At 64.3% G+C, this 12,773-nt stretch carries 11 protein-coding genes; 8 read left to right on the top strand and 3 right to left on the bottom strand.

All coding sequences use genetic code 11. The annotated features are described in order from the left end of the window. Positions 1-107: 107 nt before the first annotated feature. The 4 genes from HPY64_02425 to HPY64_02410 all read left to right on the top strand — a co-directional run bounded on the left by HPY64_02425 (position 108) and on the right by HPY64_02410 (position 3,803). Complete coding sequence (locus HPY64_02425; GenBank protein NPV65984.1) at positions 108-1,112, top strand: aldo/keto reductase; 1,005 nt, start codon at positions 108-110, stop codon at positions 1,110-1,112. A gap of 20 nt (positions 1,113-1,132) precedes the next feature. Next, the gene (gene xylB, locus HPY64_02420; GenBank protein ID NPV65983.1) at positions 1,133-2,668 is read left to right on the top strand and encodes a xylulokinase; all 1,536 of its coding nucleotides are present in this window, start codon (positions 1,133-1,135) and stop codon (positions 2,666-2,668) included. Between the two features lie 14 nt (positions 2,669-2,682). After that, positions 2,683-3,360 carry a bifunctional 4-hydroxy-2-oxoglutarate aldolase/2-dehydro-3-deoxy-phosphogluconate aldolase gene (locus HPY64_02415; GenBank protein ID NPV65982.1) on the top strand — a complete coding sequence of 226 codons (678 nt, stop codon included), beginning with the start codon at positions 2,683-2,685 and terminating at the stop codon, positions 3,358-3,360. A gap of 155 nt (positions 3,361-3,515) precedes the next feature. After that, complete coding sequence (locus HPY64_02410) at positions 3,516-3,803, top strand: hypothetical protein (GenBank protein ID NPV65981.1); 288 nt, start codon at positions 3,516-3,518, stop codon at positions 3,801-3,803. 47 nt (positions 3,804-3,850) lie between these two features. Here HPY64_02410 and HPY64_02405 read toward each other — a convergent pair whose 3' ends face one another. Further along, positions 3,851-4,270: an RbsD or FucU transport gene (locus HPY64_02405; GenBank protein ID NPV65980.1), complete on the bottom strand. Its 420-nt coding sequence runs from the start codon at positions 4,268-4,270 to the stop codon at positions 3,851-3,853. A 143-nt stretch (positions 4,271-4,413) separates the two neighbouring features. On the opposite strand from HPY64_02405, the gene HPY64_02400 reads away from it, so the two are divergent. Next, complete coding sequence (locus tag HPY64_02400) at positions 4,414-5,082, top strand: fructose-6-phosphate aldolase (protein ID NPV65979.1); 669 nt, start codon at positions 4,414-4,416, stop codon at positions 5,080-5,082. 73 nt (positions 5,083-5,155) lie between these two features. Further along, on the top strand, positions 5,156-6,808 hold the full coding sequence (locus HPY64_02395) for a fucose isomerase (GenBank protein ID NPV65978.1): 1,653 nt from the start codon (positions 5,156-5,158) through the stop codon (positions 6,806-6,808). Positions 6,809-6,936: 128 nt separating this feature from the next. On the opposite strand, the gene HPY64_02390 is transcribed toward HPY64_02395, so the two are convergent. Both HPY64_02390 and HPY64_02385 read right to left on the bottom strand, forming a co-directional pair. Next, a complete protein-coding gene (locus HPY64_02390) occupies positions 6,937-7,953 on the bottom strand; it encodes a zinc-dependent alcohol dehydrogenase family protein (protein NPV65977.1) in 1,017 nt (338 codons plus the stop codon). Positions 7,954-7,988: 35 nt separating this feature from the next. Beyond that, positions 7,989-9,020: a sugar kinase gene (locus HPY64_02385; GenBank protein ID NPV65976.1), complete on the bottom strand. Its 1,032-nt coding sequence runs from the start codon at positions 9,018-9,020 to the stop codon at positions 7,989-7,991. A 197-nt stretch (positions 9,021-9,217) separates the two neighbouring features. Between HPY64_02385 and HPY64_02380 the strand changes: the two genes are divergently transcribed. Then, positions 9,218-10,318 (top strand): GntR family transcriptional regulator, encoded by a 1,101-nt coding sequence (locus tag HPY64_02380; protein NPV65975.1) that lies wholly within the window; start codon positions 9,218-9,220, stop codon positions 10,316-10,318. A gap of 30 nt (positions 10,319-10,348) precedes the next feature. After that, positions 10,349-12,754 (top strand): DUF4968 domain-containing protein, encoded by a 2,406-nt coding sequence (locus HPY64_02375; protein ID NPV65974.1) that lies wholly within the window; start codon positions 10,349-10,351, stop codon positions 12,752-12,754. The last annotated feature ends 19 nt before the right edge of the window (positions 12,755-12,773 follow it).

Here is a 12,773-nt window from a genome sequence, read left to right as displayed (position 1 = left end):
GGCGTACAGCCCCCCGGCGGCGCCAGATAGACGGCTGTGCTGCTTTCGCTCCGGCCTGATCAGTGCTTGCGCCCTTTGATCGGACAGAATCCAGCAGGAGGATGCCAATGGAGTATCGGTTCATGGGACGCACCGGCCTGAAGGTCTCCGAGCTGTGCATGGGCACACAGACCTTTGGCTGGGGTGCAGATGAGGCTGCTTCCCATGCCATGGCGGATCGTTTTGTGGAGGCTGGCGGTAACTTCTTTGACACCTCCAACATCTATAATGAGGGCCAGTCGGAGACTATCCTCGGCAGCTGGCTCAAACGGCGGGGAAACCGTTCGCAACTGGTGATTGCCACCAAGGTGTTCTTCCCGACCGGTAAAGGACCGAACGATACCGGCCTCTCCCGCAAGCATATCTTCGAACAGGTTGACATCAGCCTGCGCCGGCTGAACACGGATTATATCGACCTCTACCAGACTCACTGCTTTGACTCCTCGACCCCCCTGGATGAAACCCTGCAGGCGCTCAACGATCTGGTGCGGGCGGGCAAGGTGCGCTATATCGGGGCCTCCAATTACACCCCTGGCCAGCTGATGAAGGCGATCATGCTCAGCCAGCAGCGTGGCTGGGCGCGCTTTGACTGCATCCAGCCGGAGTACAGCCTGCTGGTGCGCAGCACAGAGTGGGAACTGCTGCCGATGTGCCAGGAGGAGGGCATCGGTGTGATTGCCTGGTCGCCGCTGGCGGGCGGCTGGCTGACCGGCAAGTATCACCGTAACGCGCCCCCGCCGCCGGATAGCCGGGTGGGTCGGGGCGACCGCTGGGATGACCTGCCTGAGCAGCGCGAGAACGAGCTGACCTGGCGCACGATCGACGTGCTGCGCGAGATCGCCCAGGAACGGGGCAAGACTCCCGCCCAGGTTGCGCTCAACTGGGTGCTACACAAACCCGGTGTGACCGCGCCCATCTTCGGCGCGCGCACCCTCGATCAGCTGGAGCAGAATCTGGGGTGCGTCGGCTGGAAGCTGACGCCGGAGGAAGTGGCCCGTCTGGACGAGGCCAGCGCCATTCCGTTGCCTTCGCCCTACAATTTCATTGCCCGTTACACGCGCCGGCGCAGCTAGCCGCCAGCGGGGGAGAACCTATGAAGCTCTACGTGCTGGCGCATGACCTGGGCACCACCGGCAACAAGGCAACGCTCTACGACCGTGAGGGCAGGCTGGTGGGCAGTGCATTTTACGCTTACGCCACTGAATACGCCCAGACCGGCTGGGCTGAGCAGAACCCGGAGGACTGGTGGCAGGCGGTATGCGCATCCACACGGGCGTTGCTGAGCCAGACCGGCGTGCGCGGAGACGAGATCGCCTGTATCACCTTCAGCGGGCAGATGATGGGCTGTGTACCGCTGGACCGCCGGGCACGTCCCCTGCGTAGCGCGATCATCTGGGCGGATGTCCGCTCGGTGGAACAGGCGGCCTGGGTGGGGGAGCGTGTCCCGTTTGAGGAGGTCTACCGCATCACCGGGCACCGCCTGAGCAGTTCTTATTCACTGACCAAAATCCTGTGGCTGCGCGACAACCAGCCGGATATTTACCGGGCTACCTACAAGTTCGTCCACGCCAAAGACTCCATGGTGGCCCGCCTGACCGGCGCTTTCGTGACCGACCCCTCTGATGCCTCCAGCATGAACCTGTACGATCTGGAGCGGGATGCCTGGTCGGCGCGTATCCTGGATGCGGTGGGGCTGAGCGAGGAGCAACTCCCGACCATCCGCCGCTCGATCGAAGTGGTGGGCGAAGTGCTGCCCGCTGTGGCGGAGGAGGTGGGTGTACCCGCCGGGACACCGGTTGTGATCGGTGGTGGGGATGGGGCCTGCGCGGCGGCAGGGGCAGGCGTGATCCGCGATGGTTCGGCCTATAACTACGTCGGCTCATCCTCCTGGATCGCCCTGACCACGCCGAAGCCGATCTACGATCCCGACTACAAGACCTTCACGTTCGGTCATGTGGTGCCGGGGATGGTCATGCCGACCGGTACAATGCAGGCCGCCGGTGCCTCTTACCAGTGGACGCGCGACCGGCTGTGCCAGCCGGAGGTGGAAGCCGCCGCCGCGCTGGGAGTCAGCCCGTACGAACTGATGAACCTGCAGGCCCAAAAGTCGCCACCGGGCGCCAACGGCCTGCTCTACCTGCCGTACCTGCTGGGCGAGCGCAGCCCGCGCTGGAATCCTCGCGCCCGCGGCGCGTTCATCGGCCTGACCGTCCGCCATACCCGCGCTGATATGATCCGTGCTGTGCTGGAAGGTGTGACCATGAACCTGCGGGTGATCCTGGACGCCTTCCGGGCGCAGGGCACGTCGATCGAGGCGATGCGCGTGATCGGGGGCGGAGCGCGTGGGCGCTTCTGGAACCAGATGATGGCCGATATCTACGGTATCCCGGTGCATCGGCTGGCGATCCTGGAGGAGGCCACATCAATGGGCGCGGCGCTGGCCGGGGGCGTCGGCGTTGGCCTGTACCCGGACTTCAGTATGATCGAGACGATGAACCGGGTGGTCGAGGTGTTCACGCCGGATCCGGCGGCGCAGGCAGTGTACGAGGAAATCTACCCGATCTTTGAGGCGGCGTACCAGGCGCTGGTGCCGGTTTATGACCGGATCGCTGAAGCTCACCTGGATTAGAAAGGACACATCCTGTGGCACGTTTTGATCGGTTGACGGTGTACAACACGGCCCTGGCCGATGGCATGGTTCCCCTCTTCTATCACGGGGATATCGAGGTTGCCAAGCAGGTGGTGGCGGCGCTGGCTGCTGGGGGTTGCCGGATGCTGGAATTCACCAACCGCGGCGACTTCGCCATCGAGGTCTTCAGTGCCCTGATCAAGCACTGCGCCAAAGCTCACCCGGAGATGATCATCGGGGTGGGGTCGGTGGAAGACGCGCCGACAGCGGCGCTGTACCTGGCGCACGGGGCCAACTTCGTCGTCGGCCCGGTCTTCAACGAAGAAGTAGCCCGGCTGTGCAACCGGCGCAAAGTGGCTTACTTCCCCGGCTGCAGCTCGCTCACCGAAGTGGCCCAGGCCGAAGAGTGGGGCGTGGAGATCGTCAAGCTGTTCCCCGGCAATACCGCCGGCGGGCCGGAGTTCGTCAAGGCGGTGCGCGCGCCGCGCCCCTGGACGCGGATCATGCCGACTGGCGGTGTCAGCCCGGACGAAGCCAACCTGCGCGGCTGGTTTGAGGCGGGTGTCGCCTGCGTGGGGATGGGCAGCCAGCTGGTGCGTAGCGACTGGATCGCCGCTGGCGATTACCAGAAAATCACGGAAGCCACCCGCGCGGCTCTGGAACTGATCCGGGCTATCCGGGCCAGGAAGTAAAGCGTTCTGGCGAGGGCCTGTTCCGGGATGGGGGCAGGCCCCCGGATGCCTGAATGCGGCCAGGGAGAAGGCGCTTGGAGCAACTCCTGACACCCGAAGTGTTCTTTTCCGGCAAGCCCCTGCCGGAAAAGCTTTTTCTGGCCATCCGGGCGGAGGTGGAGGCCCTCGGTGGGACGAGCATCCGCGTCACCAGGAGCGAGATCGCTTTCCGCCGACGGCGTGCTTTTGCCTGGGTCTGGATGCCCGACCGCTACCTGAAGGGCCGCACCGCGCCGGTGGTGCTGACCATCGCCCTGCCGTGGCGAGACTCTTCGCCGCGCTGGAAAGAGATCGTAGAGCCTGCGCCCGGGCGTTTCACCCATCACCTGGAGCTGTACGATCTCGCCGGGATTGATGAAGAGGTCCGCGGCTGGTTGCGGGCAGCCTGGGAAGCGGCGGCCTGAATCGGTGTTGTCCGCAGGCTGGGTATTCCGGCCTGGCCGGTGATCGCTCAGCCGGGCGGGACGACGCCGATGGTCAGCAGGATGTTGGCAAAGAGCCGCTGTTCGCCGGTGGCGATGACCAGGCACACATCAGGGTCGTGAGCCTTGCGGTAGAAGTCGGCCCGCTGGTTGGCTGTCAGCGCCAGACCGGGCAACAGGCGGCGGAAGTCGGCATAGATCTCCGGCTCCTGGCCGCTATCGGTGACCATCACATCTGCCGCCTCGATCGGGATCGCTCCCACCAGCACTTCCAGCACATCAGTCACGCTCAGTTTGCCGGGACACAGGTTGAGGTATACTCGACGGGCAGCGGCGTTGGCTCGCGTGCTGAAGGGGTAGTTGCCATCGGCGATCAGGATTTTGCCGCCATGACCAGAAGCGGCCAGCGCAGCAAGAATCTCCGGGTGGATCAGGCGGGAAGTGAGCATCGGGCGCTCCTTTGCGCAGGGCCGGCGGGATGCCCCCCGGTCTCATGGAACCTGCTCCCATTGTAAATCGAATCCGGTCCGGTTTGCGGGCTGATGAGGGCCGCGCCCAGCAATATTGTGGTGACGGCAGGAGGTTGAGCACTTTGGAACTGTGGATTTCCGGCACGATTGACGAAGTGGTGGCCGCGGTGGAAAGCGGCGTCGCCGCGGCGGTGGCCACCAATCCGATCATTATCGCGGACTGGACGGCGGGCGGGCGGACGCTGGAAGATGTGGTGGCGGAGACCTGCCGGCGGGTCAGCGTGCCCGTTTTCGTGCAATTGCATGGCCCGGATGTGGACGCCTACCTGCGCGAGATGGATGTGCTGCGTCGCATCTCGCCCCGCATCCTGCCCAAGCTGGTGGCCACGCCCGATGGCATCGCGGCGGCTAACCGCTTGGCGCAGGAGGGCGTCAGGCCGCTGGTCACAGCGGTGAGCAGCCTGAATCAGGCCTTTCTGGCGGCGGCGGCGGGGGCGGCGTATGTGGCCCCGTACTATGGCCGCATCGAGAGCGCCGGCCAGGATGCGGCTGGCCTGATCGAGGACATCGCCACACTCTACACCCTTCATGACATCCCCACACAGATCGTCGCCGCCAGCGTCCGCAATCCGGCCCAGGCGGAAGCCTGCCTGCTGGCCGGGGCACACGCCATTGTGGTGTTCTACGATGTCCTGCAACAGATGTTCAAGAGTGATCTGACCGACGCCTGGATCGAGGACTTTGAGCGCAGGTGGGATCGTATCCCGTTCGAAGGGCGGGTCCGGCGGTAGACTGGCCCGCAGATCGGTGGCGCTGGCTATCCCGGCGCGGGACTGCTGCCGCGGGAAGTGATAAGGAGGAGAAATGATGGCCTATGCCTTGCCACAGCTAGAGACTCCGGCGCCTGTCGGCGAAAAAGAGATCATCCTGGTTGCCAGCGGCGATCTGCGCCTCTCGGCCAACCAGATGTGCTGGCCGGCCCAGGAAGACATGGAACGGCGGGTGATCGCCGCGTTTGCGCGGGAAGGCTATACCGTGCGCCGCGGCCACCCCTACGATCCGGTTGAGAAGCATGGCTTTATCTCCAGCCAGCGGATGGGCATGGATGTCTTCAAGCACATTCACCCGGACGCACGCCTGATCGTGGCCGAATCGGTGTGGCAGTACAGCCACCATGTGCTGGCCGGGCTGCGCAGCCACCGGGGGCCAATCCTCACGGTAGCCAACTGGAGCGGTCAGTGGCCGGGGCTGGTCGGGTTGCTGAACCTGAACGGCTCGCTGACCAAGATGGGCGTCAACTACAGCACGATCTGGAGCGTTGACTTCACGGATGAGTATTTCCTCCGGGGCATCCGCCAGTGGTTGCGTGAAGGCAAGATCGATCACGATCTCAGCCATGTCCGCGATCTTGATCCCGCCCGGCTGCCGGCGGCGGAGGCGGCGCTGGGCCGCGCTCTGGCCCGTCAGATCGCCCATGATAAGGCCATCCTGGGCATCTTTGACGAAGGCTGCATGGGCATGTACAACGCTATCATCGACGATGAACTGCTCAACCCGGCTGGTCTGTACAAGGAGCGCCTGAGCCAGTCGGCGCTGGTGGCCGCCATGCGACAGGTTTCCGACGCGGAGGCGCAGGCCGTCCGTGACTGGCTGGACGCGCGGGGGATGACCTTCGTGACCGGGCCAAACGAGGAAACCGATCTCACCGACGGCCAGATTCTGGAACAGTGCAAGATGTACATCGCGGCGATGCGGATCGCCCATGACTTCGGCTGCGACGCGATCGGCATCCAGTACCAGCAGGGTCTCAAGGACATGGCCCCGGCTTCCGATCTGGCTGAAGGGCTGCTCAATAACGTCGAGCGTCCGCCGGTCTACGATCCCCGTACCGGCAAGGAACTGTACGCGGGTCGGCCCCTGCCGCACTTCAACGAGGTGGATGAAGGCGCAGCGGTCGATGCGCTGGTCACCAACCGCGTATGGACGGCAATGGGCTTTGACCCGGCGACTACCCTGCATGACGTGCGCTGGGGCGAGCACTACCGCGGCGACGGCGTGGATGACTTCGTGTGGGTCTTCATGATCTCCGGCGCGGTACCGCCTTCACATCTGGAGGGCGGCTACGCCGGGGCCAGCAGCGAGCGCCAGCCGCCGATGTACTTCCGCCTGGGCGGCGGCACGATCAAGGGCGTCAGCAAGCCCGGCGAGATCGTCTGGAGCCGGGTATATGTGATGGGCGGCGCGTTGCACGCCGACCTGGGGCGCGGGACGGCCGTCAGGTTGCCGCGTGAAGAAACAGAACGTCGCTGGCAGGCCACCACGCCGCAATGGCCGATCATGCACGCCGTGCTGCACGGGGTGAGCCGCGACCAGCTGATGGCCCGACACAAGGCCAATCACATCCAGGTCGCTTACGCGCCCTCAGCCGCCGATGCCGACCGGGCGCTGGCGGCCAAGGCGGCCATGTTTGACGCGATGGGCGTGCAGGTGCACCTGTGCGGGACGGTCAACCTGTAGCACATCCCCTTCAGAACACCGGCGCAACGGATCAGGAGCCTGCTCCCACACGGGCAGGCTCCTTGATTCCTGGCTCTTGCCGGGCCAGGGCGGACCAACCGGGCGAATACCGATCTGGCCGGACTGGCTCAGCCTGCCGGGCGGATGTGTACCTTAAGTGTTTCGCCTGCCGCAAAGCGGTGGAACACGTCAGCGAAGTCCTCCAGTGGCGCGATATCGCTGACCAGCCGCTCAACCCGGATGACGCCGTTTGCCAGCCAGTCGATGGCCGGCAGGAAGGTATAGCACAGGGCGAACGAGCCGATGATCGTCCAGTCGTTGTGGAACAGATCGTAGGGGCTGATCTGGATCCGGGCGTTCCGGGGGGTGACGCCGAACTGCAGGAAGCGCCCGCGCGGCCTGAGGTAGGCGAAGGCGCTTTCGATGACCGCCGGCACACCAGTGGCGTCGATCACGACGTCGTACCCATAAGGTGCCCGCGCCCGCAGCATCTCCGTCTGATCCTCGCCAGCGGGGATCAGGGCGTCCGCGCCCATCTCAGCGGCCAGTTGCAGCCGGGCGGGCTGCTTTTCCAGTACGGTGATGTCGGAGGCTCCGCCATGGCGCAGCGCCTGCACCAGCAGCAACCCCATCGGCCCCGCGCCAATGATCAGCACCCGATCAGCCGGGCTGACCGGCAGGCGCTTGAGGGCATGCACCACACAGGCCAGCGGCTCCACAAAAGCCGCCGCCGTGTCGTTGATGGACTCCGGCAGGCGGTAGCAGGCCCGCGCCGGGACGGCCACGTATTCAGCGAAGGCTCCATCCCGGGTGACTCCTACGCCCTGCCAGTTGCGGCAGTGGTTGGCCTGCTCGTTGCGGCAAAAGTCGCAGTGCATGCAGTACAGGTTGGGGTCAGCCGCCACGCGATCCCCGACCGCCAGGTCGCTGCCAGCTTCCTGCCCCATGGCGACCACCGTTCCCCCGAACTCGTGGCCGGGGATCAGCGGGAAGTCGGACAGGTATTCGTTGCGGTAGATGTGCACGTCTGTGCCGCAGATGCCTGCCTGGGCGACACGGATCACGACCTCATCCGGCGCAGGGGTGGGATCGGGCACGCGTGTGATGTTGATCTGCTCCGGGCCGGTGAAGACCACGGCTTTCATGCTTTTTCTCCTCGGTTCTGGGGCGGCGCGCCGCCTCAGCGGCTGACCCGCCCGGAGGCGTCACCCTTCATCAGCGTCTCAACTTCGGCTACGCTAACCAGGTTGAAGTCGCCGAAGATGGTGTGCTTGAGGCAGGAAGCGGCCACGGCGAAGTCCAGCGCTTTCTGCTTGCTCTCGTAGGTCTTGAGGCCGTAGATCAGACCGCCCATGAAACTATCGCCGCCGCCGACGCGGTCGACGATCGGGGTGATCTCATAGCCGGGCGTGGTGTAAACCTGACCGTCATGCCACAGGAGCGCGCTCCAGCGGTTATGGCTGGCCGAGATTGAGCCGCGCAGGGTGATGGCGATAGTCTGCAGGTTGGGGAAGCGAGCCTTGAGCTGCTCGCATACGCTGACGTAAGAGGCCGCTTCTACCCGGCCCGCCGTGACATCGGCATCGGGCGCTTTGATCCCGAAGACCTTGTCTGCATCTTCTTCGTTGCCGATCGCGATGTCGCACTGGCTGACCAGCTCCGGCATGACTTCGCTGGCCGTTCGTCCCCACTTCCACAGCTTCTTGCGGTAGTTGAGGTCGCAGGAGATGGTGAGTCCTCTGGCGCGGGCCGCGCTGATGGCTTCGCTCAGCGCCTCCGCTGCCCCGCGGGAGACCGCCGGGGTGATGCCCGTCCAGTGGAACCAGTCTGCATCGGCGAAGGCAGCATGCCAATCGATCATGCCCGGCTCGATGGTCGCAAAGGACGATCCGGCGCGGTCGTAGATGACCTTGCTGCCACGCTGCGCAGCGCCCATCTCCAGGAAATAGATGCCCAGCCGGTCGCCGCCGCGCACGATATGGGTTGTGCCGATGCCGTATCGGCGCAGGAAGTCCCGGCAGGCGTCGCCGATCTCGTGGGCGGGCAGGCGGGTGACGAATTCCGTGGGCAGGCCAAAGCCACTGAGCGAGGCGGCGACGTTGGCTTCGCCCCCGCCGAAGGTCACGTCAAAGCTGGAAGCCTGTACGAAACGCTGGAAGCCCGGCGGCGAGAGCCGGAGCATGATCTCCCCAAAACAAACGATCTTCTTCATTTTCTCTCCCCTCCACCAGTGATAATCGCCTAGCGCGCCACTGGTGGGACGCGCAGCGTTGATTATACCCCGGAAGGCACCGTGTAGACCTGCGGACGTCTATTTGACAGGGGCTGCAAACCGGCGGAAAATGGAATTTGTATAGACATGTCGAGGTTGCCCTCGAACATCTTTGACGGTTACAGGACGAGCCGCATATGACCCAACTGAAGCGTGACGCACGCGAGCCGCTCTACCTGCAGATCGCCGCCCTGCTCACGCAGCGCATCCTGAGTGGCGAGCTGAAGGCGGGGGATAGCCTGCCGCCGGAGCCGGAATTATGTAAAGAATTCGGCGTTGCGCGGGGAACCATCCGTCAGGCGCTGGCTGATCTGGAAGCGGACGGATACATCCGGCGCGAGCGCGGGCGGGGTACCTTTGTGCTCTGGGATGGCAAGCAGCCCCGAACCCAGGTCGATTCCACCCGCCAGATCGGTTTTGTCGTGCCTTATGTGCGTGATTCGTTTGTGTCGACGATCTTGCTAGGCGTGGAGGAAGCGGCTTCCCGGCGCGGGTTATCGGTGACCTTCAAGCATGTGGAAAACGACCCGGACCGCCAGGCCCAGGTGTTGAACGACCTGGTGGCTCATAACCTGGCCGGGGTGGTCATCTACCCGGTAGATTCGCTGCATGTGGAGCCGATCGCCAGCCTGGTGCGTTCCAGCTACCCCGTGGTGTTGATCGATCGTTACCTGCGCGGGGTGGTCACCGACTATGTCATGTCTGATCATTTCGGTGGGATGTTGCGAGCAGCGCAACATCTGTTGTATCTTGGCCATCGCCGAATCGGGTTCATCGCCTGGCGGGACCCGTCGATCAGCATCGAGCATCGCCTGGCTGGCTATCAGCGGGCGCTGACCGAGGCGGGCATCCCCCTTGATCCGGCGCTGGTGCTGGAAGTGGAAAGCTACCCGGCCATCGATCGCGAGCCGCTATGCCGCTTTCTGGAACAGGAGCCGCGCATCTCGGCGGTGCTGGCCGCTAACGATCAGACCGCGCTGGCAGTCTACGAGGCTGCCCGGCGTGTCGGTATGCGCATCCCGGAAGACCTGGCTGTGGTCGGTTTCGACAACCTGGATTTTACCTCTCACCTGGAAGTGCCCCTGACCACGGTCGCCCAGCCAGCGATCGATATTGGCCGGACGGCGGTTGAGATTCTGATAAACCGCATTCAGGGCGAGGCCATCGGGCCGCAGCAGATCATTCTGCCCACGCGCCTGATCGTCCGGCGCTCGTGTGGTGTCCATCTTCGCCGCTAACTGGCGTTTGTTCTCTGCTGAGGAGGGATGATGGTTTTCGACAACCCGCTGGTACCGTATGTCAGATTCCCGGCGGAATTACCGCCCCTGCCGATCCGCCGCCCGGATGATCCACAGGAACCGGCCTATGTTGTCCGCGCTGCGTTCAGTGCGGAGGAGGCGGCGGGCGTTGTTCTGAGCGGTCGGGCACAGACCGGCGATACCGTCCGTATCGCGGTGACTATCGTTGCGCCGGGCGTGGCCCGTGTCCTGCTGGAAGGGGCTGATTCCGCGCCGGAGCGGGTGACGCTGGCCCGCCTTCCTGCCACGCCGCCGCCGCTGGTGACGGTAACCCGGCGGCCCGGCCATGTGACGCTGACAGGGCAGGATCTGCGCGTAGAAATCGCGCTCGATCCCTTCCACATCGCGTTTTACAACGCCGATGGCCGGGCGCTGCTTTCCCAGGAATACAACGACCGTGATGTGACCGACCGCCTGACCGGCCTGCCTTTTGGTTTCAGCATGGTGGAGGGGCGGCGCGTCGCCTTCCATGATACGTTCACCGCCGAACCAGACGAGCACTTTTACGGTTTTGGGGAGAAGTTCACCGAATTCGACAAGCGCGGCCAGCGCCTGGCCATGTGGAATTACGACGCCTTCGGTGTCCACAGCGAGCGGGCTTACAAGAACGTGCCATTCTTCCTCAGCACCCGGCGTTACGGCCTGTTTGTCGATAGCGTCACGCCCATTCGCTTTGACATGGCTGCCAGCAGCCATTCGGTGTTTTCCGTGATCGTGCCGGATTCAGCGCTGGATTACTACGTCATCGCCGGTTCCGACCTCAAGACGATCATCACCCGTTACGCCGGGCTGGTCAGCCTGCCGATTCTGCCGCCTAAGTGGGCCTTTGGCCTGTGGATGTCGTCGGGCTTCAAAGCGGATAGCGCCGATGACGTGTTGCGCCGCGCCCGCGAATTGCGGGCGCGGGAAGTGCCCTGCGATGTGCTGCACCTGGATTGCTACTGGCAGCGCTTTGGCTGCTGGTCGGATATGGTCTGGGACACGGCCATGTTCCCCGACCCGGAGGGATTGCTGCGTCAGTTGCGCCAGGAAGGTTATCGGGTTTGTCTGTGGATGAATCCCTATTTAGGTATTCAGAGTGAGCGTTTTGCCGAGGCTGAAGCTAAAGGCTACCTGCTGAAGACGCGTGATGGCCGCGCCTGGGTGGGCGACCTGTGGAGCGGCGGTCATCCGCCGGTGGGAATCATCGACATGACCAACCCGGAGGCGGTGACCTGGTTCAAAGAACTACTTCGCCCTCACCTGCGGATGGGTGTGGATGTCTTCAAGACCGATTTTGGCGAGGGCGTCCCCGCTGATGTGGTGGCCTACAATGGCATGAGCGGCGAGACGCTGCACAACCTCTACCCGCTGCTCTATAACGACGCCGTGGCTGAAGTCACAGCGGAAGAGACCGGCCATGTCGGGCTGGTCTGGGGACGCAGCACGTATGCCGGTGGCCAGCGCCACGCGGCCCAATGGGGTGGCGATCCGGATTGCACCTACCCGGCGCTGGCTTCTACCCTGCGTGGTGGGTTGAGCCTGGGCCTGTGCGGGCATGCCTTCTGGAGCCACGATATCGGCGGCTTTCACAAGCAGCCGACGCCCGATCTGTATATCCGCTGGGCGCAATTCGGGCTGTTCTCCCCGCTGGCCCGCGCTCACGGGATGACCACGCGCCTGCCCTGGGACTACGGCGAACAGGTTGAGGCGATCTTCCGCCGCTATGTTGCCCTGCGCTACCGCCTGCTGCCCTATATTTACAGCTATGCGGCCCTGGCCGCGGAAACCAGCCTGCCGCTGTTGCGTCCGCTGGTGCTGGAATTCCTGGATGATCCGCTGACCTATGCGCTTGACCTGCAGTATTGCTTTGGCGCCGAACTGATGGTTGCCCCGATCTACAACCGCGAGGGGCGGCGCCCTGTGTACTTCCCCGCCGGGCGCTGGGTGGACTTCTGGATGCATGAGGTGATTGCCGGGCCAACGGTGCGTACAGTGGAAGCCCCGCTGGAAACCCTGCCGCTGTATGTGCGGGCTAACGCCCTGATCCCTACCGTGGAGCCAACGCTCTCCCTGAGTGATGAGCCGTTCCCGGTGGTCACCTTTGATGCATACCTGTTCGAATCGGCCGCCTTTGACCTGCGCGATACGGACGGGGTCACCCACCTGGAAGCGACCTTCGACGGCAGCAGGCTGCTTGTGACTCTCGACTCGCCCAAGGCCGCTGTCCTGCTGCGCGTCCTGCCGCTGGCTGGCGCGCCGCAGGTTGAGACGGTAATGGTCAACGGGCAGGCGCTGGCACGGGCTGAGAGTGTGGCAGCCGCGCCGGGTGCTGCACCGTGCTGGGCGCGTGGCGCGGACGGCGTGACCTTGTGCCTGCTGCAGAACCGCCTGTGATGATGGGTCTCCGCGCCCT

Source organism: Anaerolineae bacterium, assembly GCA_013178165.1.
GTDB lineage: Bacteria > Chloroflexota > Anaerolineae > Aggregatilineales > Ch27 > Ch27.
This window is presented reverse-complemented; position numbering and strand designations above follow the sequence as displayed.